General features: G+C 72.4%; 18 protein-coding genes and 1 pseudogene. 10 read left to right on the plus strand and 9 right to left on the minus strand.

The annotated features are described in order from the left end of the window. The 4 genes and pseudogenes from AB8A24_RS28380 to AB8A24_RS28395 all read left to right on the plus strand — a co-directional run. Positions 1-810: pseudogene (locus AB8A24_RS28380) on the plus strand (ABC transporter ATP-binding protein); the annotation flags it as partial. Positions 811-1,001: 191 nt separating this feature from the next. Further along, the gene (locus tag AB8A24_RS28385) at positions 1,002-1,889 is read left to right on the plus strand and encodes a FadR/GntR family transcriptional regulator (RefSeq protein ID WP_328961359.1); all 888 of its coding nucleotides are present in this window, start codon (positions 1,002-1,004) and stop codon (positions 1,887-1,889) included. 367 nt (positions 1,890-2,256) lie between these two features. Next, positions 2,257-3,834: an RNA polymerase sigma factor gene (locus tag AB8A24_RS28390; protein WP_369477962.1), complete on the plus strand. Its 1,578-nt coding sequence runs from the start codon at positions 2,257-2,259 to the stop codon at positions 3,832-3,834. Positions 3,835-3,971: 137 nt separating this feature from the next. Then, a complete protein-coding gene (locus AB8A24_RS28395) occupies positions 3,972-4,898 on the plus strand; it encodes a serine protease (RefSeq protein WP_369477963.1) in 927 nt (308 codons plus the stop codon). 109 nt (positions 4,899-5,007) lie between these two features. Here AB8A24_RS28395 and AB8A24_RS28400 read toward each other — a convergent pair whose 3' ends face one another. Next, entirely contained in the window at positions 5,008-5,241 is a 234-nt protein-coding gene (locus AB8A24_RS28400) for a hypothetical protein (RefSeq protein ID WP_030016583.1), read from the minus strand. Positions 5,242-5,690: 449 nt separating this feature from the next. Here AB8A24_RS28400 and AB8A24_RS28405 point away from each other — a divergent pair, with 449 nt between their 5' ends. From AB8A24_RS28405 to AB8A24_RS28415, 3 genes are all read left to right on the plus strand, one after another. After that, a complete protein-coding gene (locus AB8A24_RS28405) occupies positions 5,691-7,811 on the plus strand; it encodes a DNA topoisomerase IV subunit B (RefSeq protein WP_328961356.1) in 2,121 nt (706 codons plus the stop codon). 175 nt (positions 7,812-7,986) lie between these two features. Beyond that, complete coding sequence (locus tag AB8A24_RS28410) at positions 7,987-8,475, plus strand: DUF485 domain-containing protein (RefSeq protein WP_328961355.1); 489 nt, start codon at positions 7,987-7,989, stop codon at positions 8,473-8,475. Beyond that, the gene (locus AB8A24_RS28415) at positions 8,472-10,064 is read left to right on the plus strand and encodes a cation acetate symporter (RefSeq protein WP_266378828.1); all 1,593 of its coding nucleotides are present in this window, start codon (positions 8,472-8,474) and stop codon (positions 10,062-10,064) included. The genes AB8A24_RS28410 and AB8A24_RS28415 overlap by 4 nt, the downstream gene beginning before the upstream one ends. A 25-nt stretch (positions 10,065-10,089) precedes the next feature. Here AB8A24_RS28415 and AB8A24_RS28420 read toward each other — a convergent pair whose 3' ends face one another. The 5 genes from AB8A24_RS28420 to AB8A24_RS28440 form a co-directional block, all read right to left on the minus strand. Further along, positions 10,090-10,791 (minus strand): response regulator, encoded by a 702-nt coding sequence (locus tag AB8A24_RS28420; protein ID WP_328961354.1) that lies wholly within the window; start codon positions 10,789-10,791, stop codon positions 10,090-10,092. Continuing rightward, a complete protein-coding gene (locus AB8A24_RS28425; RefSeq protein WP_369477964.1) occupies positions 10,788-12,404 on the minus strand; it encodes an ATP-binding protein in 1,617 nt (538 codons plus the stop codon). The genes AB8A24_RS28420 and AB8A24_RS28425 overlap by 4 nt, the downstream gene beginning before the upstream one ends. 72 nt (positions 12,405-12,476) lie before the next feature. Continuing rightward, on the minus strand, positions 12,477-12,971 hold the full coding sequence (locus AB8A24_RS28430) for a cupin domain-containing protein (protein WP_369477965.1): 495 nt from the start codon (positions 12,969-12,971) through the stop codon (positions 12,477-12,479). Positions 12,972-13,015: 44 nt separating this feature from the next. Further along, positions 13,016-13,438 (minus strand): DUF4267 domain-containing protein, encoded by a 423-nt coding sequence (locus AB8A24_RS28435; protein WP_328961351.1) that lies wholly within the window; start codon positions 13,436-13,438, stop codon positions 13,016-13,018. A 51-nt stretch (positions 13,439-13,489) separates the two neighbouring features. Then, positions 13,490-14,197 carry a hemerythrin domain-containing protein gene (locus tag AB8A24_RS28440; protein ID WP_328961350.1) on the minus strand — a complete coding sequence of 236 codons (708 nt, stop codon included), beginning with the start codon at positions 14,195-14,197 and terminating at the stop codon, positions 13,490-13,492. A 127-nt stretch (positions 14,198-14,324) separates the two neighbouring features. Between AB8A24_RS28440 and AB8A24_RS28445 the strand changes: the two genes are divergently transcribed. Then, positions 14,325-17,660: a BTAD domain-containing putative transcriptional regulator gene (locus tag AB8A24_RS28445; protein ID WP_369477966.1), complete on the plus strand. Its 3,336-nt coding sequence runs from the start codon at positions 14,325-14,327 to the stop codon at positions 17,658-17,660. Positions 17,661-17,760: 100 nt separating this feature from the next. Here the strand turns inward: AB8A24_RS28445 and AB8A24_RS28450 are convergent, their stop codons facing one another. Next, entirely contained in the window at positions 17,761-18,996 is a 1,236-nt protein-coding gene (locus tag AB8A24_RS28450; protein ID WP_328961348.1) for a citrate synthase, read from the minus strand. Positions 18,997-19,061: 65 nt separating this feature from the next. On the opposite strand from AB8A24_RS28450, the gene AB8A24_RS28455 reads away from it, so the two are divergent. Next, complete coding sequence (locus AB8A24_RS28455; protein ID WP_328961347.1) at positions 19,062-20,228, plus strand: citrate synthase; 1,167 nt, start codon at positions 19,062-19,064, stop codon at positions 20,226-20,228. A 24-nt stretch (positions 20,229-20,252) separates the two neighbouring features. Then, on the plus strand, positions 20,253-21,350 hold the full coding sequence (locus tag AB8A24_RS28460) for a GTP-binding protein (RefSeq protein ID WP_328961346.1): 1,098 nt from the start codon (positions 20,253-20,255) through the stop codon (positions 21,348-21,350). A 212-nt stretch (positions 21,351-21,562) separates the two neighbouring features. Here AB8A24_RS28460 and AB8A24_RS28465 read toward each other — a convergent pair whose 3' ends face one another. Further along, complete coding sequence (locus AB8A24_RS28465) at positions 21,563-23,644, minus strand: restriction endonuclease (RefSeq protein WP_369477967.1); 2,082 nt, start codon at positions 23,642-23,644, stop codon at positions 21,563-21,565. A gap of 99 nt (positions 23,645-23,743) precedes the next feature. Further along, the gene (locus tag AB8A24_RS28470; protein WP_328961344.1) at positions 23,744-26,200 is read right to left on the minus strand and encodes a DNA topoisomerase IV subunit A; all 2,457 of its coding nucleotides are present in this window, start codon (positions 26,198-26,200) and stop codon (positions 23,744-23,746) included. Positions 26,201-26,414: the final 214 nt, after the last annotated feature.

Genomic DNA, 26,414 nt, shown 5'->3' on the forward strand with positions numbered 1-26,414 from the left:
ATCCGCTCCGGGCGCCCGGCCTCGGCCGTGCGCCGCGTGGGTGGCCCGCTGCGACCCCTGCGCTACGAGTTGCTCCGGGTCTTCGGGACCGCCACCCCCGTCCTCACCGCCGCCCTCGTCGTCGCCACCTCCGTCCTCACCGCCCTGGTCCTGGCCCGGGTCGGGCAGACCCCGCAGAACCGGCTGCTCGCCGCCTGGCCCGAACTGCTGCCGCTGCCGCCCGCCGCCCTGGGTGCGGGACTGCTCGGCGCGCTGGCCTTCGGCGAGGAGTACCGCTACCCCGCACTCGCCGCCGACCGGGGCACCGTGCCCCGGCGGATGGGACTCCTCACCGCCAAGCTGGGTATCTGTGCCGCTCTCGCCCTGCTGCTGGGCGCCCTGACGGTGGCCGCCGACGCCGCCGCCCTCGCGCTGGTCTTCGACAGCGGCCCACTGCGCACCCCGGTGGAGTGGCTCTCCCCGGCCGTGAGTTGGGCCGGGCTGCTCATCGGCTGCGCGTGGGCCGGCGTACTGGCCTCCGGCGTCTTCCGGTCCGCCACCGCGGGACTGGCCGCGGTGCTCGCCGTACCGGTGATGGTGGTTCCGCTGGTGCGCAAGGCGCTGGAGGGTTCGTCCGCGTACCCGTCGACCGGACTCGCGGCCCGCCTGCGCGGCCTGACCTGGGGGCAGTGGCCGCCGGAGGTCGACCGCCTGCTGGTGGGGGCCCTCCGGGTGATGGCCCAACCCGTCGGGACCGCACTGGTGTTGTCGCTGATGGTCCTGTTGTGCGCCTATGGGTTCACCGGACTGCGCAGCCGGGTCCGTTGGTGATCGTTCGGGTTCGGGAGAAGTCGCGGAGAGGACCATTGCGGTCCGTGTCACGTCAAGCGGACCGCAACTCCCCGCAAAAGGTCCGATTCTTTACGATAAGTCGTCAATTGCGTGAGTGGCACCGATCACCCTTTCGTGTGCTTTTCACCAAAGACCTCAAGGGTCGTGGAGGCACGGCCGACAAAGGATTCGTGAGTACCCTTGCGCACACCATGATGACCGCCGCCCGCCACGCCGACTCCGGCCTCGCCGGCCCGGGCGAACTCGACCGCTACCCCTACGCGGAGACCCCCGGGTCCGACCGCGTCGGAGTGCCCCACTGGGACGGTGCCGACATCGAGTTGAGCCGCGTGGGCCGCCGAGCGGCAGGTAGCCGCGGACGCGGACTGCACGGCCAACTCGTCCAGCAGCTCGGCCAGATGATCGTTTCCGGTGACCTCGGCGCGGACCGTCCGCTCGTCCCCGAGGAGATCGGCCAGCGTTTCGAGGTCTCTCGTACGGTGGTCCGCGAATCGCTGCGGGTCCTGGAGGCCAAGGGCCTCGTCAGCGCCCGCCCCAACGTCGGCACCCGGGTCCGTCCCGTCGCCGACTGGAACCTGCTCGACCCCGACATCATCGAATGGCGCGCCTTCGGCCCGCAGCGCGACGACCAGCGCCGCGAGCTCGGTGAGCTCCGCTGGACCATCGAGCCGCTCGCCGCCCGCCTCGCCGCCGGCCACGGCCGCCCGGACATCCAGCAGCGCCTCGCGGACATGGTCGAGATCATGGGCCACGCCCTCGGTCAGGGCGACGCGATCACCTTCGCGCGCGCCGACAACGAATTCCACGCGCTCCTCATCCAGGTCGCCGGAAACCGCATGCTGGAGCACCTCTCCGGCATCGTCTCCGCCGCCCTCCAGGTCTCCGGCAGCCCGATCACCGCCTGCGACCGCCCGAGCGAGACCTCCGTCGCGCACCACGCGCGGATGGTCGAGGCCCTGGCCGCGGGTGACGCGACGGGTGCCGAGAACGCCATGCGCCAGCTTCTGACGGTTCATCCGGAGGTCGAGCGCGTGGTCCCCGCCCCGCGCGAGCACTGACGGGCGGACGCGCGGGGGCGCGGGGGTGCAGAACATGTCGCCGGGCCCGGTCGGGTCCGGCGACACCGGCGTGAGGCCCCGTTTCGTGGCGGTTCGGCACCCGCGACACGCCAGGTTCGACCACAGGAGCGGCACTCCTGAGTACGGGGTGTGACTCGGGCCACGAAGATTGGGCGTAACGCTCTGCGAGGTCACGCGATGACGTAAGAGGTGATGGCCGACGGAGGGAAGACAGCAGCCCTTGGGGGTGCTGTGCAGCTCCCCGGCCCCTGCCCGCGCCGCCGGCCCAACCCCGGTCGGTGGTCGTCGGCTCCGGTCCAGCACCACCAGGTCCGGGGTCGGAAGCCGTTCCCATCGTTCCGAGAGGTTGTTCGTGTCGGCCAGCACATCCCGTACGCTCCCGCCGGAGATCGCCGATTCCGAGTCTGTGATGGCGCTCATCGAGCGGGGCAAGGCCGAGGGGCAGATCGCCGGCGATGACGTGCGTCGGGCCTTCGAGGCTGACCAGATTCCTGCGACCCAGTGGAAGAATGTTCTGCGCAGCCTCAACCAGATCCTCGAGGAAGAGGGTGTGACGCTGATGGTCAGTGCCGCGGAGTCGCCCAAGCGCGCCACCCGCAAGAGCGTCGCAGCCAAGAGCCCGGCCAAGCGGACGGCCACCGAGACCGTCAAGAAGACGGCGGCCGGGACGACGGCAGCGCAGCCCGCGGCCACCCCCGTCCCGGCGGACGCGGAGATCGCGGAAGCTCTCGCGGGAGAGCCCGGAACGGAGCCCGCCGCCAAGAAGACGGCGGCGAAGAAGACGGCGGCCAAGAAGGCCGCGCCGGCCAAGAAGACGGCGGCGAAGAAGACGGCGGCGAAGAAGACCGCCTCCAAGAAGGACGCGGACGAGGGCGCCGAGGACGAGACCCCTGACGAGGGTCCCGACGCCGCCAAGGCCGAGGCCGAGGAAGAGGAGGAGGGCGGGGAGAACAAGGGCTTCGTCATCTCCGACGACGAGGACGACGCCCCCGCCCAGCAGGTCGTGGTCGCCGGAGCCACCGCCGACCCGGTCAAGGACTACCTCAAGCAGATCGGCAAGGTCCCCCTCCTCAACGCCGAGCAGGAGGTCGAGCTCGCCAAGCGCATCGAGGCGGGTCTGTTCGCCGAGGACAAGCTGGCGAACTCCGACAAGCTGGCGCCCAAGCTCAAGCGCGAGCTGGAGATCATCGCCGAGGACGGCCGCCGCGCGAAGAACCACCTGCTGGAGGCCAACCTCCGCCTCGTGGTCTCCCTCGCCAAGCGCTACACCGGCCGCGGCATGCTCTTCCTGGACCTGATCCAGGAGGGCAACCTGGGTCTGATCCGCGCGGTCGAGAAGTTCGACTACACCAAGGGCTACAAGTTCTCGACCTATGCCACGTGGTGGATCCGCCAGGCGATCACGCGCGCCATGGCCGACCAGGCACGCACCATCCGCATCCCGGTGCACATGGTCGAGGTCATCAACAAGCTCGCCCGCGTCCAGCGCCAGATGCTCCAGGACCTGGGCCGCGAGCCCACCCCGGAGGAGCTGGCCAAGGAACTCGACATGACCCCCGAGAAGGTCATCGAGGTCCAGAAGTACGGCCGCGAGCCGATCTCCCTCCACACGCCGCTCGGCGAGGACGGCGACAGCGAGTTCGGTGACCTGATCGAGGACTCCGAGGCGGTCGTCCCGGCCGATGCGGTGAGCTTCACGCTGCTGCAGGAGCAGCTGCACTCGGTGCTCGACACCCTGAGTGAGCGCGAGGCGGGCGTGGTCTCGATGCGCTTCGGCCTCACGGACGGCCAGCCCAAGACCCTGGACGAGATCGGCAAGGTCTACGGGGTCACCCGTGAGCGGATCCGCCAGATCGAGTCGAAGACGATGTCGAAGCTCCGGCACCCGTCCCGCTCCCAGGTGCTGCGCGACTACCTGGACTGATCGGGCGGCTTTCGGTGGCGCCGGCCGCCGCCGAAAGCCGATGGGGAGGACAGGGCGAGGGTGGCCGCGCGGGTGCGCTCGGCCACCGGGCGTCCCACTCTGGGTGGAGTCATGCACACTCGGAGTCAGGAGGCCTCATGCGTCGTCCCTTTGCCCGTGCTCTGGCGGGAGCGCTGACCCTGGCGGCGGGAGCGGCCGCGGCGCCGTTCGCCCAGGTGCCGCAGGCGGCCGCGGACAGCGTGGTGATCGGCGGGAAGCCGGTGAAGGTGGCCGACAGCCCCTGGGTCGTCGCCCTCGCCAGCCGTGACCGGTTCGGGGGTACGCGGGGCGGGCAGTTCTGCGGAGGGGTGGTCGTCGCCCCGACCAGGGTGCTGACGGCCGCGCACTGCCTCGGCAGCCAGGTGCTGGGTGGACCGGTCGAATCCGTGGCCGACTTCCGGGTGATCGCCGGGCGTACGGAGCTCAGGGCGGCCGACGGCCGCGAGATCGCGGTGCTAGGCGCGAGGGTGAACCCGGCCTACGACCCGGCGAGCAACGCCGGAGACCTCGCCGTTCTGGAGCTGGCCGAGTCGGTGCCGGTCGACCACGTGCTGCCCATGGCCGGGGCGGGGCATCCCGCCTACGCGGCCGGGACCGAGGCCGCGGTGTACGGCTGGGGCGACACGAGCGGCTTTGGCGACTACGCGTACGCGCTGCGTGCCGCCGGGGTGACGGTGCTGGCGGACGAGATCTGCGTCCGCGCCTACCCCGGGGACGCGGACGGGCAGTACCGCGCGGAGTCCATGGTGTGCGCGGGGGACGACGCCGGGGGCAAGGACGCCTGCCAGGGCGACAGCGGCGGGCCGCTGGTGGCGCAGGGGCGGCTCATCGGGCTGGTCTCGTGGGGCCGGGGCTGCGGGCGCGCCGACAGCCCGGGGGTCTACACGCGTATCGCCCCGTTGGTCGACTTCGTACTGGCCCCGGAGACGGCCGCGCAGCCCGGGAAGGTCCGGGACATCCGGTGGGACGCCCGCGGGGCCTCCGGGCCGCACTCAGGGCCCGTACAGGGGCATCGCACGCCTTAGCCACAGGGTCGCGGACGTGAGGACGGGCGGCACCCCTGGGTCTCAGGGGTGCCGCCCGTCGAGCGGCCTGGCCGGTCCTGGCTCGTCGGATGCGAGGTGCAGGCCTGTGTCAGCGGTCCTCGGGTTCGGCATTGGCAGCCGGAGCGGACGTGAGCCGCTCGGTCTCATCCTGTATTTCCGCGGCGATCTTCTTGAGTTCCGGCTCGAACTTGCGCCCGTGGTGGGCGCAGAAGAGCAGTTCACCGCCGCTCAGCAGGACGACGCGCAGATATGCCTGGGCGCCGCAACGGTCGCATCGGTCAGCGGCCGTCAGCGGGGTCGCGGGTGTCAGAACAGTAGTCACGTCGCCTCTTCTCTAGCTCGACGAGCTGTCGTACCAGGGTCAACATCCAACCAGGCCGAAAACGTTCCCGCTCGCGGCTTTTCCTCGAAACTTCCTTCCGAAGCTGGCCGGCTGTTGCCGGTTGGCGGCGAAGGAGCCGTATTGCGTTGCTTTACGGTTTCGCGTTGTCAGTCGTGCGCTTGTTGCAGTTCCATCCTCCCCCGGCGAGAGTGCCAGGGTTGTTCATGAGGACGTGCCCGAACCCTAAATGGTTCATGCGCGGAAGGGAACGTGATGTTTCCTTCACCCGCACGGGGGATCGAACACTCGTGCGGATCTGGACTAGGCTGAAGAATGGGCGAGGGTGGCGTTGCATCGGCTCTACCTGGCCTCGGTACCCTTCGAGCGGCACCCGAGCCACCCCTGCGCCTGACCGGGCCAGAAAAGAAATTCAGCGAGGAGCGAACTGCGTGACCGCCGACACGTCCGTGCCTTCCAGCGCGCTGCTGTCCGGAGCAGACCGGGACGGTTCCAACTACACCGCGCGGCACCTGCTCGTCCTCGAAGGGCTGGAGGCCGTCCGCAAGCGCCCCGGCATGTATATCGGCTCCACCGACAGCCGGGGCCTCATGCACTGCCTGTGGGAGATCATCGACAACTCCGTCGACGAGGCCCTGGGCGGGTACTGCGACCACATCGAGGTGATCCTCCACGAGGACGCCTCCGTCGAGGTCCGGGACAACGGCCGCGGCATCCCCGTGGACGTCGAGCCCAAGACCGGCCTGTCCGGCATCGAGGTCGTCATGACCAAGCTGCACGCCGGCGGCAAGTTCGGCGGTGGCTCGTACGCGGCCTCCGGCGGTCTGCACGGCGTCGGCGCCTCCGTGGTCAACGCCCTCTCCGCCCGCCTCGACGTCGAGGTCGACCGCAACAGCGCGACCCACGCCATCAGCTTCCGCCGCGGCGTGCCGGGAATGTTCACCGAGCAGGGCCCCGAGAGCCCCTTCGACCCGGCCAACGGCCTCCGCAAGGTCAAGCGGGTCGCCAAGGGCAGGACGGGCACCCGGGTCCGCTACTGGGCCGACCGACAGATCTTCCTCAAGGACGCCCGGCTCAATCTGGAGACGCTCTACCAGCGCGCCCGCCAGACCGCCTTCCTCGTCCCCGGCCTGACCCTGGTCGTCCGCGACGAGCGCGGCATCGACGGGGCCGGCAAGACCGAGGAGACCTTCCGCTTCGACGGCGGCATCAGCGAATTCTGCGAGTACCTCGCCCAGGACAAGGCCGTCTGCGACGTCCAGCGCCTGAGCGGCACGGGCACCTTCAAGGAGACCGTCCCGGTCCTCGACGACCGCGGCCACATGACCCCCACCGAGGTCACCCGTGAGCTCGGCGTGGACATCGCCCTGCGCTGGGGCACGGGGTACGAGACCAACGTCAAGTCCTTCGTGAACATCATCGCCACCCCCAAGGGCGGCACCCACGTCTCCGGCTTCGAGCGCTCGGTCGCCAAGACCGTGAACGAGGTCCTGCGCTCGGCCAAGCTGCTGCGCGTGGCGGAGGACGACGTGGTCAAGGACGACGCGATGGAGGGCATGACGGCGGTCGTGACCGTCCGGCTCGCCGAGCCGCAGTTCGAGGGCCAGACCAAGGAGGTCCTCGGCACCTCGGCGGCCACCCGGATCGTCGCCGCCGTGGTCGCCAAGGAGCTCAAGGCCTTCCTGACCTCCACCAAGCGTGACGACAAGCAGCAGGCCCGCGCCGTGATGGAGAAGATCGTCGCGGCCGCCAGGACCCGGATCGCGGCCCGTCAGCACAAGGAGGCGCAGCGTCGCAAGACCGCGCTGGAGACCTCCTCGCTCCCCGCGAAGCTCGCGGACTGCCGCAGTGACGACGTGGAGCGCAGCGAGCTCTTCATCGTCGAGGGCGACTCCGCCCTCGGTACGGCGAAGCTCGCGCGGAACTCGGAGTTCCAGGCGCTCCTGCCGATCCGCGGCAAGATCCTCAATGTCCAGAAGTCCTCGATCTCGGACATGCTCAAGAACGCCGAGTGCGGGGCGATCATCCAGGTCATAGGAGCCGGCTCGGGCCGGACCTTCGACATCGACGCCGCCCGGTACGGCAAGATCGTGCTGCTCGTCGACGCCGACGTCGACGGCGCGCACATCCGCTGCCTGTTGCTCACGCTCTTCCAGCGGTACATGCGGCCGATGGTCGAGGCGGGCCGGGTCTTCGCGGCCGTGCCCCCGCTGCACCGGATCGAGCTGGTCCAGCCGAAGAAGGGCCAGGACAAGTACGTCTACACGTACTCGGACAACGAGCTGCGCCAGACCCTGCTGGAGTACCAGCGCAAGAACATCCGGTACAAGGACTCGATCCAGCGCTACAAGGGCCTCGGCGAGATGGACGCGGACCAGCTGGCGGAGACCACCATGGACCCCCGCCACCGCACCCTGCGCCGGATCAACATCGGCGACCTGGACTCGGCCGAGCAGGTGTTCGACCTGCTCATGGGCAACGAGGTGGCGCCCCGCAAGGAGTTCATCACGAGCTCCGCGGCGACCCTGGACCGCTCCCGCATCGACGCCTGATCCGGGTGCCGCCGGAGCCCGGCGGCACCCGACACCGAACGCGCCACGGCAGACCGGCGCTCTTCACTCCATCACCTGTTGGAGTGAAGAGCGCCGGTACACCAGTCCGGAAAGCGCCCATTCCACACATCCTTGTGGACACGCGGCCAATGCGGCAGCGGACAAGGAGAGTTCGGTGGACAAGCACGAAGGTCGTGATACCGGAACGATCCGGCTGGACGACCCCTGGTACGACGCACTGGCCGTCGGGTGGGGCGAGGGTGAGGAAACGTCCCAGCCGACCCCGGTCCCCGGTGGCGGACGCCCCGCGCCCGGCGCATCCGACATCTACCTCGAAGTGCAGCGCAGTGCCGCCTTCCAGGAGGTGCGCGCCCGCTACCGCAGGTTCGTCGTCCCCGCCACCGCCGGGTTCTTCCTCTGGTACGTCGCCTATGTGGTCGCCGCCACCGCCGCGCCCGGCCTCATGGCCCGGCCCGTGGTGGGCGCGGTCAACGTGGCCATGCTGGCGGGGCTCGGCCAGTTCCTCAGCACCTTCCTGCTGACCTGGGCGTACGCCCGTCACGCGCGGCTGCGGCGGGACCGGGCCGCGCTCGATCTGCGCTGGACCGTCTTCGAGCAGGAACGCGGTCAGGACCGGACCCGGGCGAGGAGGGCGGGCCGGTGACCACCGAACACCAGACCCTCGCGCTGATCCTGTTCAGCGTCTTCATCGCCGTGACCCTCGGCATCACCACCTGGGTCAGCCGGAACCGGCACGGGTCGGCCGAGGAGTTCTATGCCGGCGGGCGACTGTTCTCCCCGATGGAGAACGGTTTCGCCATCGCGGGCGACTACATGTCCGCCGCCTCCTTCCTCGGCATCTCCGGCCTGATCGCCCTCTTCGGCTACGACGGCCTGCTGTACTCGGTGGGCTTCCTAGTGGCCTGGCTCGTGGTGCTGTTCCTCGTCGCCGAACTGGTCCGCAACTGCGGGCGTTTCACCCTCGCCGACGTGGTCGCCGCCCGGATGAGCGAGCGTCCGGTGCGGATCGCGGCCGGCACCTCCTCGGTCGTCGTCTCCGTCCTGTACCTCATCGCGCAGATGGTCGGCGCGGGCAGTCTGGTCGGCCTGCTGCTGGGGAATTCGAGCGCCGTCGCCCGGACCCTCACCGTGGTGGGGGTGGGCGCGCTGATGGTGGTCTACGTGTCCTTCGGCGGGATGCGGGCCACCACCTGGATCCAGATCGTGAAGGCCGTGCTGCTGATGGGCGGCGCGATCACCCTGACCGTGCTCGTGCTGCTGCGCTTCCACGGGAACTTCGACCAGTTGCTCACCAGCGCCGCCGACCGCAGCGGGCACGGCCGGGCGTTCCTGAGCCCCGGCCTCAAGTACGGCGGGGACTGGACCGCCCGTATCGACTTCATGAGCCTCGGTCTCGCGCTGGTCCTCGGGACCGCCGGGCTGCCGCACATCCTGTCGCGGTTCTACACCGTGCCCACCGCGCGGTCGGCCCGTCGCTCGGTGGTGTGGGCGATCGGGCTGATCGGTGGCTTCTACCTGATGACCATCGTGCTCGGCTTCGGGGCGGCCGCGCTGGTGGGACCGGACGAGGTGCGGGCGTCCAACGCCTCCGGGAACACGGCCGTTCCGCTGCTGGCGGCCTTCCTCGGCGGGGGCGCCGGTACCACCGGGGGCGCGGTGCTGTTCGCCTTCGTCGCCGCCATCGCCTTCGCCACCATTCTGGCGGTGGTGGCCGGCATCACCCTTGCCTCCTCGGCATCCGTGGCGCACGACCTGTACGCCTCGCTCAAGCGCCGGCACGCCCGGCAGCGCAGCGAGGTCGCGGTGGCCCGGGTCGCGGCCGTCGGCATCGGGGCGGTCGCGATCGCCCTCGGACTGCTCGCCCAGGACCTCAACGTGGCGTTCCTGGTGGGGCTGGCCTTCGCGGTGGCGGCCTCGGCCAATCTGCCGGTGCTGCTGTACTCACTCTTCTGGCGCGGCTTCACCACGCGCGGAGCCGTCTGGTCGGTGTACGGCGGCCTGATTCCGGCGGTGCTGCTGGTGCTGGTCTCGCCGGTGGTGTCGGGCAGCGCCGAATCCCTCTTCCCCGGAGTGGACTTCCAGTACTTCCCGCTCCAGAACCCGGGGATCGTCTCCATCCCCCTGGGCTTCCTGGCGGGCTGGCTGGGCACCGTCACCTCGGGCGAGGAGGCGGACGAGGCGAAGCACGCCGAGACGGAGGTCCGCTCCCTGACCGGAGCCGGAGCGGTCTGAGCGGCCGGGCGGCGTCCGGCTCCCGTCAGGCCGGTCCCTCCGACGGGAGCCAGGTGTAACGGTGTTCCGGGCGGCCGGTCTCGCCGTAGCGCAGGGCGAGGCTGACACGGGCGGAGCGTTCGAGGAGTTTGACGTAGCGCTGGGCGGTCTGTCGGCTGATGCCCGCGCGGTCGGCGATCTGTTGGGTGGACAAGGGGCCTTCGGCGGACCGCAGCACCTGGCGGACGAGCTCCGCGGTGCTGGCGGAGTGGCCCTTGGGGAGCTCGTTCGGGGATCCCGCGGCGGCGAGGGCTCCGAAGATCCGGTCCACCTCGGCCTGTTCGGCCTCGCCGCCCGTGTCCAGGGTGCGGCGCAGGGCTCCGTACGCCTCCAGACGGCTGCGCAGTCCGGCGAAGGTGAAGGGTTTGACCAGGTACTGCAGGGCGCCGAGGCGCATGGCGGCCTGCACGGTGGCGAGATCGCGGGCGGCGGTGACCATGATCACATCGGTGCGGTGGCCGAGTTGGCGCAGGCGCCGCACCAGGTCCAGGCCGTTCTCGTCGGGGAGGTAGTGGTCCAGGAGGACGAGGTCCACGGGATGCGAGCTGAGGAACTCCAGGGCCTCGGCGGCCGAATGGGCCTGCGCCGTCACCTGGAAACCGGGAACCTTCGCCACGTACGCCGCGTTGATCAGGGCAACACGCACGTCGTCGTCGACGACCAATACGTGGATCGGGGTCTCGTTCACCGCAGGGCCTCCGGGAGTACGACGGAGAATTCCGCCCCTCCGTCCGCTGCTTCACCGGCCCGGGCGCTGCCGCCCTGCCGCTCCGCGAGGCGGCGTACGAGGGCGAGGCCCAGCCCGCGCTCGCGGTGGGCCTTGGGCTGCTTGGTCGACCAGCCCTCCGTGAAGATCTCCTCGCGGCGCGCGGCGGGCACCCCGGGGCCGCTGTCGCGCACCCGCAGCACGGCGGTACGGCCCTCCGCGCGCAGCTCCACCTCGACCAGGGGCGCCGCCGAACCGGCGGCCGCGTCCAGGGCGTTGTCCACGAGGTTGCCGAGGATCGTGACGAGGCCGCCCGGGTCCACCAGGCGGTCGGGGAGGAGGCTGGTGCCGGCCAGACGCAGCGGGACGCCGCGTTCGGCGGCGACGGTCGCCTTGCCCACCAGAAGGGCGGCCAGCAGGGGGTCGTGGACCTTCTCGGTGACCTGCTCGGCCGTCGTGCGGTGCACGCCGGCGACCTCGGTCACGAACTCCACCGCCTCCTCGTTCAGGCCCAGCTCCAGCAGGCCGAGGAGGGTGTGGAGGCGGTTGGCGTGCTCGTGGTCCTGGGCGCGGAGGGCATCGATCAGGCCCCGGGTGGAGTCGATCTCGCGGCCCAGGTGCTCCAGCTCGGTGCGGTCGCGGAGGGTGGCTACGGCGCCGCCGTCCTCGGTGGGCATCCGGTTGGCCACCAGCACGCGGGAGCCCTGGACGGTGAGCAGGTCCCGGCCGGTGACGCGGCCCGACAGGACGTCGGCGGTGCGGCCCACGCCCAGTACGTCCTCCAGTGGACGCCCCGCGCAGCCGTCGGCGGCGTCCGGGGCGAGGCCCAGCAGGCGGGCGGCCTCGTCGTTGACCAGCCGGACCCTGCCGTCGGGGGCCAGGGCGATCACGCCCTCGCGGATGGAGTGCAGCATGGCCTCGCGCTCGGCGAGCAGGCCGGCGATGTCGGAGAAGGCCAGATCACGGGTCTGCCGCTGGATCCGACGGGAGAGCAGATAGGCGGCGAGCGCGCCGGCCGCCAGAGCGCCGCCCGCGTAGGCGAGCAGACCGGGGATCGCGCCGAGCAGCCGGTCGCGGACGCTGTCGTAGGCGATGCCGACCGAGACGGCGCCGACGATCTCGCCGTCGGCCGCGAGGAGCGGGACCTTGCCGCGGGCGGAGCGGCCCAGGGTGCCCTCGTCGATCTCCATGACCTCGCGTCCCGCCAGGGCATCGCTCGGGTCGGTGGAGACGGGCAGCCCGATCCGGTCGGCGCTCGGGTGCGAGCGGCGGATGCCGTCCAGGTCGAGCACGACCACGTACTCGGCTCCGGTGGCCCGGCGGATCCGCTCGGCCGAGGACTGTACGGGGCTGTCGGCCGAGGCCCCGGAGGACAGGACCCCGGCGGCCAGCGCGGGGTCGGCCGCGGCGCTCTGCGCGATGGCCAGGGCGCGCCGCATGGCCTGGTCGTCGAGCTGGGCGCTGAGCGGCGCCAGGAACAGTCCGGTCGCCAGTACGGCGACCCCGGCGGCGATGGCCAGCTGGGTCAGCAGGATCTGGGAGACGGCCCGTCTGGGCAGCCCGAGGCGCCGAGCGCTCAAGAGGGGGAACCGCATGGGCAGCAACGGTAGGTCGGCTCCGGTACAAGCGGAATGCTTACGCCCGACTTGTCGGGTACCCCACTCCCGTCATGCCCGGATCGTGTTCCAGGCCTCACTGCGGGTGAAGTAGGTGTCGTAGAGCTCCTGGACGTCCAGCAGGGACTCCGGGGGCACCTTCCCGTAGGCGATCCGCTCCAGGTGGCGGAAGTATTCGAACCGTTCGATGCCGGGTGTGATGACGATGAGGATGTCGGCGTTCTCACCGGGCGCGGCGGCGAACGCGTGATCGAGGCCGGGCGGCACGATGACGAGGTCTCCGCGTTCCGCGGTCACCACCTGGTCGCCCGACAGGAGCTGCGCGGTGCCGTCGAGCAGGTAGAACAGCTCGGCGGACCGGGAGTGGTGGTGGGGCGCGGCCCCGTTCGCGCCGTCCAGCAGGCTGACCCGCTGGGTCGACAGGGCGCCGCCGGTGGACGTGCTGTCGGCGAGGAGCCGGATGGTGGTCGGGGCGGCGCCGATCGTCTCGGCCTCGGCCGCGCGCACGATCACCGATTCGTCGAAGGAGGGCATGATCAGGGACATGTCGTCTTTTCCTGGGAGAGGGGGGCGGGAGGTGGGGCGGGTGGTCAGGCCTGGGCCGGGTAGGCGGCGGTGCGGACCGCCGGGGCCGGGCGCTCGCGCAGCAGCAGGACCGAGGTCAGGGCGACGGCGAGAGCGGTGGCCCCGTGAACCCCGTAGGCATGACTTGCGGGCCCGCCTTCGGCCAGGACGATCACCATGTCGCCGGCCGGGACGAAGGTGATCGCCGCCATCGCCCAGCCGAGCGCCCGGCGCTGCCCGGTGAGCAGGAGCGCGAGGATGACCAGGCCGGTCGCGATATCGCGTACGCCCTTGACGGCGAGGAAGCCGGCGCCGTCGTGCTGCGGCCAGGTCGGCAGCCCGAAGCCGGCGGCGGTGGCCTGCGGTGCGAACAGGTAGCTGAGGCCGACGTACACGATGAACGCGGCGCCGACGGCGGCCAGGGCGGTGGCGAGGTGCTTGAGGGACATGGCAGTTCTCCTGAAGGTGGGTGGGGGGAGGGGCGGCGGAGAGGAGGAGGTTCAGCGCGGAGCGGCGGTGCGGCGGACGGCCCGTACCCGGCGGGCGTAGGCGGGGCGCCCGACGGTGCGCCACAGCAGGCGCCCGGCGAGGGGCAGCCCGGCGAGCATCGCCGCGCGCTCGGCCCGGTCGGCCTCCTCCAGGACCATCCCGAGGAAGAACAGCAGCTTGGGCTTGGGCGTGCTGGTCAGGAAGTGCTCGCCCAGCCGGTCCCACTCGTCCGCGGACAGGTGGCGCGCGGCGAGCGGCAGGAGCGATTCCTCCTCGTCGGCCAGGTGCTCCAGCAGCACGGTCCGGTGCTCGGCGAGCAGCGAGACCAGCGTGTCGCGTTCCGCCTCCCCGGCCCGGCGCTCCCAGGCGGGCAGAGCCTCGTCGGCGGCGGCGAGACTCGCAGCCACCCGCTCGTGCCGGCCCTCCATGCGCAGGACGAGATCCGCTTCGAGGTCGACCCGGGCCATCAACGGCGGCCACAGGTAGGCGTCCTCGCCGTGGTGGTGGCCCGTCAGGCCGAGCCGGTAGTCGCGGAAGTGGTCCCCGAGGACCCGTGCCCGCGCCGTGTCGCCGGGGGCGACCGTGGCGATCAGCTCGACCAGCAGCCGAGCCTCGCGGCGCAGACCGCGATGGATGACCACCATCTCGTGGGTGTTCGGCCGCGCCGTGCTCCGCCCTGATCGCGGTGCCCGTGCCGTTCCTGGCTGCTTCGTCTTCATGGAAAGAGACTCGACGCCGGTACATGGAGGGTTCTTGGAAGGCACTTGGAAGGATCGGAAGGATCCCTGACGTCGTTCGGCCTTGTACGGGCCGGAGTTGGCCGAATCCGCGTAGGTTGGTGCGGTCATGGTCCACATACGCGTACTCGGTTCCTTCGCGGCCGAGCGGGACGGCGAGGTGATCCCGCTCGGCGGCCACCGTCAGCGTTCCGTACTGGCCCTGCTCGTGGCGGCGCGCGGCCGGGTCGTGTCCGTCGACCGGATGATCGAGGAACTCTGGCAGGGGGCGCCGCCCGCCCGGTCCGTGGCCTCGCTCCAGGCCTACGTCTCCAACCTGCGCCGCCTCCTCGAACCGGGCCGGGCCCCGCGCACCCCCGCCCGGCTGCTGGTGAGCGCGCCGCCCGGGTACGCGCTGCGGCTGCCCGAGGACGCCGTCGACGCCTGGCGCTTCGAGCGGCTGCTCGGCCGGGCCCGCGAGGCCCTGCCCACCGAGCCGGAGACCGCCGGAGTCCTGCTCCGCGAGGCGCTGGCGCTGTGGCAGGGGCCGGCGTACGCGGAGACCGCCGACGAGCCGTGGGCCCACGCGGAGATCATGCGGCTCGGCGAGCTGAGGCTGGCCGCCCGCGAACTCGGCGTCGCCGCCGGGCTGCGGGGCGGCGCCGACCTGGCGGCGGCGGTCGCCGAGGCCGCGCTGCTGACCCGGGAGGAGCCGCTACGGGAGGAGGGCTGGCGACTGCACGCCCTCGCGCTGTGGGCGGCGGGCCGACAGGCCGACGCGCTCGCGGCGCTGCGCCGGGCCAGGTCGGTACTGGCCGACGAGGTGGGACTGGATCCCGGCGCCGCCCTGGTCGAGCTGGAGAAGGCGGTCCTCGCGCAGGACGGCCGTGTGCTGCGCGAGGCCACGCGGCCACCGGAGCCCGTGGCGCCCGCCCCGTCGGAACAGACGCTGCTGCCCGCGGAGCCGGCCGCCGGCGGGGCCGAGCGGTTCGTCGGGCGCGAGGAGGAACTGGCGCGGCTGACGGCGCAGGCGCATCGGGCCCGCGCGGCCGGCCCCGGCGTCGCGCTGGTCACCGGCGAGGCCGGGCTGGGCAAGTCGGCGCTGCTGCACGCGCTCGACGACCGGCTCCGCGCCGAGGGCTGGCTCGTCGCCTTCGGGCGCACCACCGATGCCGAGGGCGCGCCACCCGCCTGGGCCTGGGTCGAAGCACTGCGCGCCGTCGCCGAGGCCGCCCCGCCCGAGCCCGCGGCGCCCGCCGCGCTGGCGCCCCTCCTGGCCGAGGACGCTCCCGCCACCGCCCACGCCGCCAGCGGCGAGGATGTCGCCGCCGGGCGGTTCCGACTGCACCGCGCCGTCGGTCGGTGGCTGGCGCAGGCCGCGCGCGGGCGGCCCGTCGCCGTCCTCCTGGACGATCTGCACTGGGCCGACACCGAGACGCTGGCGCTGCTGTCGGGTGCGGCCGACCTCCCCGCGGGTACCGCCCTGCTCCTCGTGGGCGCGTACCGGCCGGAGGACGTGGAGGGCCGGCTCGGCGACACCCTGGCCGGACTCGCCCGGCGTGCACCGGCCCGGATCGCGCTGCGCGGCCTCGCCGAGGAGGCCGTGGCCGAGCTGGTTCGTGCGGTGGGCGGTCCGCGGGTGGACGCGGAGGTGATGGCCGCGTTGGCCGAACGTACGGGAGGGAACCCCTTCTACGTCCGGGAGAGCGCCAGGCTGTTGGGCAGCGAGGGCTCGCTCGTGGCGCTGTCCGAAGTTCCCGAAGGCGTACGCGACGTGCTGCGGCGCCGGCTCGGACGCCTCCCCGAGCCGGTGGTGTCCGTCCTGCGCCTGGCCGCGGTCGCCGGACGGGAATCCGACGTCGAGGTCCTGGTCGGGGCGGCTGACACCGGCGAGGACGGCGTACTGGGCGCGCTGGAGGCCGGTCTACTCGCCGGTCTGTTGGTCGAACCCGAGCCGGGGCGGGTCCGGTTCGCCCACGCACTGGTACGCGACACCCTGCTGGCGGACCTCAGCCGGTTGAGGTCCTCGCGGATGCACGGCCGGATCGCGGTCTGCCTGGAGCGGCTCGCCCCCCACGACGTCTCCGCGTTGGCCCACCACCACGTACGCGCGGCCTCCTCGGCGACGGCGGCGAAGGCCGTCGCGTACTGCCTGCGGGCCGCCAGGCTGGCCGAGGGCCGCTTCGCCCACGACGTGGCCGCCGCGCTGCTCGCCGAGGCGGTGGAGTGCTTCGAGCGGGTCCCCGCGGAGTCCGGCGGCGACCGGGACGCCGAGCGCGTCGAGCTGCTGGGCCTGCTGGTACGGGCCCAGGTGCGGGCGGGAGCGGTCATGGCCGCGCGGACGACCCGGCGTACGGCGATCGACCATGCGGTCGGCGCGGGCCGGGACGACCTGCTGATCGCGGCGTTCACGGCATGGACCGAGCCGACGCCGTGGCAGACGCGCCCCTACGGCGTGGTCGACCGACCGGTGGTGGAGCTGCTGGAACGGCTGCTGGCGCGGCCCGGTCACGAACCCGCCGTAAGGTGCCTGCTGCTGGGCGCGTACGCCGCCGAGCTGTCCGACGCCAAGGTGGCGGGCGTACGGGCGGGCGCGCGCGAGGCGCTCGCCCTCGCGGAGGGCACCGGGGACCCCGTGCTGCGGGCGGGGGCGCTCGCGGCGCTGGTCAAGGAACTCGACGCCGACCTCGAATGGCCCGAACGCGCCGCCCTGGGAGGCGAACTCGAACGGATCGGCGCCGCCCACGAGCTGCCGGGCCACCAGTGGTACGGGATGTTCATCCGCTTCACGGCGTCGGCCGCGGAGGGGGATGTGGCCGGTGCCCGTCGACTCGTGGGCCGGTGGACGCAGTTCGCGCGGACCTACCGGATGCCGGGGCCGGCCGCCGTCGGCGAGACCGTCGAGGCGACCTGGGCCCATGTCGAGGGGCGGTTCGAGGAGGCGGAGCGTCTCTACCGGCAGGCGGCCGCGCGGATGGCCCGGCAGGGGTCCCCGCACGCGGAGGGGATCCTCGCGGTCGCGATCGCGACCCTGCGGGCGAGCCAGGGTCGGCTCGCGGAGCACCTGCCGCGGCTGCGGCAGGTGTACGCGGCCTTCGGACCGCCGGCCGGGGACCTGCTCGCGGTGGCGCTGGCCGCCGCGGGCGAGGAGCGGGAGGCACGCGAAGTCCTCGACCGGGCGGGTCCGCTGCGGACGGACTACTTCTTCAAGGTCTTCGCGACCTTCCGGGCGATGACCTTGGTCACGCTAGGGGAGCGGGCGGGCGCCGAGGAGTTGTACGCGGCCCTGCTGCCGTACCGCGACGCCCCGCCGGTCTCCTCCGGGTTCACCGTGGCACTCCGGCCGGTCGCCCGCACCCTGGGGGAACTGGCCGTGCTGCTGGGTCGCGAGGTCGAGGCCGCCGACCACTTCGCGCGCGCGGTGTCCATCGCCGAGCGGTGGCACAGCCCGTGGGGGGCCGGCTGAGGTCAGGGCTCGCCTGATGCCGGCGCCGTCCGACGTCCGGGCTGCCTGCCGTCCGGCGCCCTGGGACGTCCGGCGCCGGGGCCCGGGCGGGCCTGACCCGTTACGGCATCGGCTGGGGCGGGCGGGGCCCGTGGTACTGCCCGCTCGGCCGCATCCGCAGCGGCCGCTCCTGGTACTCCTCCAGCGCGTGCGCCATCCAGCCCGCCGTACGGGCCACCGCGAAGACGGTCTCCCCGGCCTCCGCCGGCATCCCGCACGAGACCGTCAGCACCGCCAGCGCCAGATCCACATTGGCGTGCAGCCCGCCCTGCCGAGCCATCACCGCGGCCACCTCGCGCGCCGCACCCAGCGCCGGACCGGCCTGCTCCAGCCCTTCCAGCCGGGCGAAGAGCGCCCGCGCCCGCGGGTCCTCGCCCTGGTACAGCCGGTGGCCGAGTCCGGGAACCCGGCGTCCCGCCCGGAGGTACTCCGCCACCACCGGCGCGGCCCCGCCCTGTTCCAGCACCTCCACCAGCATCCGGTGCGCCAGCCGTCCGGCCGCGCCGTGCAGCGGGCCCTCCAGAGCGCCGAGCCCGGCGGACACCGCCGCGTACGGATGGGCCCGCGCCGAGGCGGCCACCCGTACGGCCAAGGTCGAGGCGGCCAGGTCGTGGTCGACCAGGAGGGCCAGCGCGAGGTCCAGCACGGCCAGCGCGTCCGGGTCCGGCTCCCGCGCCGTCAGCCGCGACCACAACTGCCGGGCGATCCGGCCGTCCCCGGACCACCGGGTCGGACCCGCCTCGGGGAGCGCGCCGACCAGTGTGGGGATCAGGGCGCGCGCGGAGCCGAGCACCGCCTCCTCCGACAGGTCGAAGCGCAGCGGATCCGCCACCGCGGCGGCGGCGACCGCCACCCGCAACCGGTCGATGGGGCCGCCGTGTTCCGGCAGGGCGGCCACCGCCCGCCGGGCCGCCTCCAGGGCCTGCGGGGGAGCGGTGAACCGGGCCCCGGGCGTGAGGGTGCCCGTCCACAGCCACTCGGCGACCTCCTCGTAGCGGTACCGGGAGGCCAGCTCCACGGCGTCCACGCCGCGGAAGTAGTACCGGTCGGGCTCGATGAGGGTGAGTGCCGTACGGACGGAGAGTTCCCCGGTGGGAGCCGCCGCCTCGCGCCGGCTGCGCCGGGCCAGCGCCTCGACCTCGGCGGCGTCGAAGCTGCTGCCCCGCCCGGCGGGATCGCGGCGGCTCGTGAGCTGGCCCCGGCTGACGTACGCGTACACCGTCGCCGGTTTCACCCCGAGTGCGCGGGCCGCCTCCTGTGTGTTGAGCCTGCGCCCGCTGTCCGTCTGGTCGCTCATGACGCACACCCTACAGATGGACAGTAATGTTGATTCAATCAATATTGACAGCGATTGAATCCATCATGGATGGTCAATCCATGAACACCACCATGGAAGTACCCCGCGGCCTCGCGGGGGTCGTGGTCACCGAAACCGGTCTGGGCGACGTCCGGGGCCGGGAGGGCTTCTACCACTACCGCCAGTACTCGGCCGTCGACCTCGCCGCCGCCCGCACCTTCGAGGACGTGTGGCACCTGATGTTCCGCGGCACGCTCCCGGCCGACGCCGCCGGGCGCGCCGCCTTCGCCGCCGAGATCGTCCCCCTGCGCCGACTGCCCGCGGAGGTGCGGGACGCCCTGCCCGCCCTGGCCCGGGCCACCCGGCTCTCCGGCCCCCTCGCCGGGCTGCGCACCGCGCTCTCGCTGCTCGGGGCCTGCGCCGACTTCCGCCCGGTCTACGACCTCGACCCCGACCGCCGGGCCGCCGACGCGCTGGCCGCCTGCGCCGCCGTACCGACCCTGCTGACCGCCCTGCACCGACTGGGGCAGGGCCTGGAGCCGGTGGAGCCGCGGGACGACCTCCCGTACGCCGCCAACTACCTCTACATGCTGACCGGCCGGGAACCCGACCCGGTCCGGGCCCGCGCGGTCGAGCGGTACCTGATATCCACCGTGGACCACGGCTTCAACGCCTCGACCTTCACCGCCCGGGTGATCGCCTCCACCGGCGCCGATGTCGCGGCCTGTCTGACCGGGGCGATCGGCGCGCTCTCGGGCCCCCTGCACGGTGGCGCCCCCAGCCGGGCCCTGGACACCCTCGACGCCATCGGGACCGTGGACCGGATCGGGCCGTGGATCCGGGAGCGCGTCCTGGCGGGTGACCGGATCATGGGCTTCGGCCACCCCGTCTACCGCACCGAGGACCCCCGGTCCCGCATGCTGCGCGAGATCGCCCTCCAGTTCGGCGGTCCCCTCGTGGACTTCGCCGTCGAGGTCGAGCGCCAGGTCGAGGAGATCCTCGCCGAACTGAAGCCGGGCCGCGAACTGCACACCAACGTGGAGTTCTACGCGGGCGTGGTCATGGAGCTCTGCGGACTTCCGCGCGAGATGTTCACGCCCACCTTCTGCGCGGCCCGCGTGGTCGGCTGGAGCGCGAACATCCTCGAACAGGCCACCGATTCGAAGATCATCCGTCCGGCCGCCCGGTACACCGGCCCCACCCCTCCCCACCCCGTGCCGCCCCTGCGCTGACGGAGCCTGGCTACGATCGACCGGGTGAACAGCAGGCAGCCCATCCCCGTCGTCGTCCTCGCCGGTTTCCTCGGATCCGGCAAGACCACCGTGCTGAACCACCTCCTCGCCGGTCGCGGCGGCACCCGCATCGGGGTGGTGGTCAACGACTTCGGATCGATCGAGGTCGACGCGATGTCGGTGGCCGGCCAGGTCGGTGACTCGATGATCTCCCTCGGCGGCGGCTGCCTGTGCTGCGCCGTCGACGGCAGCGAACTCGACGCCTACCTGGAGAAGCTCTCCGCACCCGTCCACCGGATCGACGTGATCGTCATCGAGGCGAGCGGGCTGGCCGAGCCCCAGGAGATGATCCGGATGCTCATGGCCAGCGAGAACCCGGACATCCGGTACGGCGGCATGGTGGAGGTCGTGGACGCCGCCGAATTCGACGCGACCCGGGCCAGGCACCCGGAGACCGACCGCCACCTCGCCGTCGCCGACCTGGTGGTGCTCAACAAGACCGACCGGGTGGACGCGGCGGAACGGGCCCGGATCGAGCGGGAGCTCGCCGTGCTCTGCGCCCCGGGCACCCCGGTCGTGGGCGCCGACCACGGGCGGATCGACCCGGAACTGCTCTTCGACCGCAGGCCCTGGACCGAGACCCGGGGGCAGCTCTCCTTCGAGGACCTGCTCGCGGAGGCCGACGGCCACGGCCACGAGGGCTGCGGCCACGCGCACGCCGCGTACGAGAGCACGGAGTTCACCACCGAGCAGGCCCTGTCCCCGCGCCGGTTCGTCGACTTCCTCGACCGCCGCCCGGCCGGGCTCTACCGGATCAAGGGCTTCGTCCACTTCGGCGTGCCCGGGCACGACGAACGCTACGAGGTCCACGCGGTCGGCCGCTTCCTCCGCTTCGCCCCGGGGCCCTGGGGGCGGGGCGAAGCGCGCGTGAGCCGGCTGGTCCTGATCGGCTCCGGCACCGACGGACCCGGACTGCTGCGCGAACTGGAGGCCTGCCGCGAACCGGCCCCGCACGAGGCACGCCCCGAGAGCATGTGGTGCGTACTGCGGTACGTGGCCAGGCCCGAGCCCGGGGCCGAGCCGGAGGCCGAGCCCGAGCCCGAACCCTCGGACGAGGGCTGAGGGCCCAGGGCCGAGGGCACCGCGAGCCCGGCCTGATCGGCAGGACAGCCGCTAGTGCTGTGACCGGAAAGGTCCACCGGGTCACGGCGCCCGGTACGGCACCTCGCCGCGTTGTCGGACCACGGAAGTACGTCCGGTACGGCCCGCGGCCCTCCGCCTTGCGATGCACCGCACCGGACACCGCGACCCGGCAAACCTTTCCGGCCACAGCACTAGGCGACCTCGACGCCGAACTCGCCCAGCAGGTCCTCCAGGCCGCCGCGGTAGCCCTTGCCGCCGATCACGAAGTCCCAGTCGCCGTTGGCGCGGTGCCGGAACGAGCCGAGGACCAGGGCGGTCTCCCCGGCGCGCCCGTCGGAGACGTCCAGCCGGCCCAGTTCCTCACCGCCGGCGGACAGCAGCCGGATGTGGGCGTCGGTGAACCCGGCGAGATCGGCGTGCGGATCGACCTCCGGGTCGATCGCGGCCACGAGGACCAGCCGGTCCGCCCGCGACGGCAGGGCGTCGAAGGAGACCTCCAGCGCCGCCTTGTCGGGAGCCGCGTGCTCGCGGGCCCGTACCGAACCGTCAGGGGTGCGCGGGTTGTTGAAGAAGACGAAGTGCTCCTCGCTCAGCACCCGGTTGCCCGTGCAGACGAGCGCGCACACGTCGAGGGCGACCGAACCCGACCAGGACATGCCGAGCACGTTGTGGTCGGCCGGCGGAGCCGGTGCGGGTTCGGGCGCTCGCCGGGCCGGGACCGGGGCCGGGGCGCCGCCGCCGAGCCGGCCGCGCAGTCCGTACTGGTGGAGCAGCTCGACCAGGTCCGTCCCGGGAACCAACTCCAGCGGCTTGCCGTTGGCGAAGGTGTACGACCCGGGCCCGAAGGACGCGGTGGTGACCAGCACCCCCTTGTTCGCCCCCTTGTCCTGGACCGTGCCGTACAGATCACGCACGGCCGTCGGAGGCACCGTGTTCCGGTAGCGCTTGACCTGCACCACGATCCGCCCGCCCCGGATCGGCGCCGGGTCCACCGCCTCCACGTCGACCCCGCCGTCACCCGACCGTTGCGTGGTCACCGCCTCCATGCCCATCGCCCGGAACAGCTCGGCGACCAGGTTCTCGAAGGCGATCGGGTCCATCGCGAAGAGATCCGGCTCGTCCTCGTCCGCGTCTCCCGTGTGCCCACCGTGGCTGACGACATCCCCGCCGACCTCGTCGGGCCGGCGCCCGGGGCGTACCGCCGTCAGCTGGTCGGGCCGTGCCGACAGCAGCCCGCCCAGCCCCGAGACCAGACAGTCCACCGCGCTGACCTGCTCCAGCCGCAGCCCGGCGAAGGCGCTGCGCGCCGCCGGTACCGTGGCGAGCACGAACCGCGCCTCCTGGCCGGTCACCGGATCGTGGCAGTCCACGAAGCCGTTGACCACGACCGAGTCCAGTACGTCGAACTCGTCCGCCGCGTACAGCTCGCGCACCACCAGCAGCACGCACTGGGCCAGCAGGTCCCGGTACAGGGCACGTCGTTCCGTGACCGGGCGGGGCTTCACCTTGTCCTGGTCCGTGCTCGGCAGGTACTGAACCGCCCGGGCCTCCGGCACCACCGCGTACCCGGGCAGCTCCCAGTCCAGCACCAGCTGGCGCGCGGCCGGGTCGTACGCCGCCGTCACCTGCCTCGGCAGCCTCTCGGGCCAGGCCGTCGAGGCGTACAGGGCCGCCGAGAAGTACTCCACCGCCGCTTCGGCGTCACCCGCGCGCAGCGCTTCGGTCAGCTCCGTGAGCCCGCCGTTGTGTGCCAGCGCCCCCGCCATCTGCTCCGCCGCCCACCGGTCGTACTGCTGGCGGTACGCGGCCAGTTGCTGTCGGCGTTGCGCCTCCGCGGCGTTCGCGGCCTGCCAGGCCTGGGTGTAGCGGGCGTGCGCCTCCCGCTCCGCCTGCGCCCGGTGGTTCGAGCCGAGCGTCCAGCCGCTGCTCTGCCGCTGGAAGTCCTCGATGCGGGGCATCGGTACCGGGTGCGCCAGGGCACCGGGGTCGAAGGGCTGCAGCCCGTCGGGCCGGGCCAGGGCGGATATCCGAAACGCCGGTGCCCGGCAGCCCGCGGCCAACAGGCCCTTGAGGGCTTCGACCTCGGCGTCGAACTGCGCGGTGCGCCGCAGGGCCTCGGCCTCGCGGTACTGCCGGTGGCTCCGGTTCGCGTCCCGTTCGTGGGCCCGCTGCCGGCGCTCGGCCTCCCGCTGCTGGACCAGCTGCGTCTGTTGCTGCCGGCGCTGTGCCTCCGCCCAGCTCCCGATCAGTCCGCTGCCCGCTCGACGGCTCATCAGCTGCGTTCTCCCCCCACCGCGTCCACGGGGAAAACACTAGTCGGCATTCGGGTGGTACGTCCCCCCGGTCGTACCACCCGAATGCCCTCCCGCGCCCTACAGCGCGGCCCCCGCCAGTGCCGCGACCACCGACGGCAGCGCGGCCCCGGAGCCGTCCCGGCGCGGGTCCACGGTCGGCAGTTCGGCCGGCGTTCCGTTCGCCGCCGCCGCGCGGACGGGGGCACCGCCCGCCCAGGCCAGCACCAGTACGTCCTCGCCCTTCAGGAACCGCTGGCAGCGCACGCCACCCGTGGCGCGACCCTTGCGCGGGTACTGGTCGAAGGGGGTCAGCTTCCCGGAGGTCACCGAGTCGTCCAGGGTGCCGTGCGAGCCCGCCACCGTGAAGACCACCGCGTCCCGCGCCGGGTCCACGGCCGAGAAGTGGATCACCTTGGCGTTCTCGGCGAGCTTGATGCCCGCCATACCGCCCGCCGGGCGGCCCTGCGGGCGGACCTGGGCCGCCGGGTAACGCAGCAGCTGGGCGTCGTCGGTGATGAAGACCAGGTCCTCCTCACCCGTGCGCAGCTCGACCGCGCCGACGATCCGGTCGCCCTCCTTGAGGGTGATGACCTCCAGCTCGTCCTTGTTCGCCGGGTAGTCCGGCACGACGCGCTTGACCACGCCCTGCTCGGTGCCCAGCGCGAGGCCCTGCGAGGACTCGTCCAGCGAGGTCAGGCAGACCACCTTCTCGTCCGCCTCCAGCCCGGAGAGGAACTCCGAGACCGGGGCGCCGCCCGCCAGGTTCGGCGCGGCGTGCGTGTCCGGCAGCTGCGGCAGGTCGATCACCGACAGCCGCAGCAGCCGCCCGTACGAGGTGACCGCGCCGACATCGGCCCGGGCCGTCGCCGCGACCTGCGAGACGATCAGGTCGTGCTTGGCACGGGCGCCGCCCTCCTCCTCCGGCAGCGCCTCGCCGTTCGCCGTACGCGCCAGCAGGCCCGTCGAGGACAGCAGCACCCGGCACGGGTCGTCCGCGACCTCCAGCGGAACGGCCGCCACCGCGGTGCCCGCGGACTCCAGCAGCACCGTACGGCGCTCGGTGCCGAACTTCTTCGCGACGGCCGCCAGTTCCGCGGAGACCAGCTTGCGCAGCTCGCTGTCCGACTCCAGGATCCCGGTCAGCTCGTCGATCTCGCCGGTCAGTCGGTCGCGCTCGGACTCCAGCTCGATCCGGTCGAAGCGGGTGAGCCGGCGCAGCGGGGTGTCCAGGATGTACTGGGTCTGGATCTCGCTCAGCGAGAACCGCTCGATCAGCCGGGTCTTGGCCTGCGCCGAGTTGTCGCTGTCCCGGATGAGCCGGATGACCTCGTCGATGTCGAGGAGCGCCACCAGCAGGCCCTCGACCAGGTGCAGCCGGTCGCGGCGCTTGGTGCGGCGGAACTCGCTGCGTCGCCGGACGACCTCGAAGCGGTGGTCGAGATAGACCTCCAGCAGCTCCTTGAGGCCCAGCGTCAGGGGCTGCCCGTCCACCAGCGCCACGTTGTTGATGCCGAAGGACTCCTCCATCGGCGTCAGCTTGTAGAGCTGCTCCAGCACGGCCTCCGGGTGGAAGCCGTTCTTGATCTCGATGACCAGGCGCAGGCCGTGCGAGCGGTCGGTGAGGTCCTTGACGTCGGCGATGCCCTGGAGCTTCTTCGAGCCGACCAGGTCCTTGATCTTCGCGATGACCTTCTCGGGGCCGACCGTGAAGGGCAGTTCGGTGACGACCAGGCCCTTGCGGCGCGCCGTCACGTCCTCCACGGTCACCGTCGCGCGGATCTTGAAGGTGCCGCGCCCGTTCTCGTAGGCGTCCTTGATGCCCGAGAGCCCGACGATCCGGCCGCCCGTGGGCAGGTCGGGGCCCGGCACGAAGCGCATCAGCGCCTCCAGGTCCGCCTGCGGGTACCGGATCAGGTGGCGGGCGGCCGCGATGACCTCGCCGAGGTTGTGCGGGGGCATGTTGGTGGCCATGCCGACGGCGATTCCGGACGCGCCGTTGACCAGGAGGTTCGGGTACGCGGCGGGCAGGGCGACCGGCTCCCGCTCCTGGCCGTCGTAGTTGGCGGTGAAGTCGACGGTGTCCTCGTCGATCGACTCCGTCATCAGCGACGTGGCGTCGGCCATCTTGCACTCGGTGTAACGCATCGCGGCCGGCGGGTCGTCGTTGCCGAGCGAGCCGAAGTTGCCGTGGCCGTCGACCAGCGGCAGCCGCATGGAGAAGGGCTGCGCCATGCGCACGAGGGCGTCGTAGATGGACGCGTCACCGTGCGGGTGGAGCTTGCCCATGACCTCGCCGACGACACGGGCGCACTTCACGTACCCGCGGTCGGGACGCAGGCCCATCTCGTTCATCTGGTACACGATGCGTCGGTGCACCGGCTTCATGCCGTCCCGGGCGTCGGGCAGGGCACGGGAGTAGATCACCGAGTACGCGTACTCGAGGAAGGAGCCCTGCATTTCGTCGACGACGTCGATGTCGAGGATCTTCTCCTCGAAATCCTCCGGCGGCGGGGTCTTCGTGCTGCGGCGGGCCATCGCTGCGCGGCTCCTTAACCAAAATGGGGTGTGCTGGCTGTCGGGTGGGGTGTCTGGTCGGGTCTGGCGGGGTCTGGCGGTCTTGTGGTGTCCGGCGAGGGTACGACGCGGACCATTGTGGCCCGACGCACCGACAACGCCGACTCCGACCCCGGGGGTCCCTCGGACGGAGTGCGGGGGAGTGACCCGGGAACTTATCCGGCGGTCGGCGCGC

This window comes from Streptomyces sp. BF23-19, from assembly GCF_041106355.1.
Lineage (GTDB): Bacteria > Actinomycetota > Actinomycetes > Streptomycetales > Streptomycetaceae > Streptomyces > Streptomyces virginiae_A.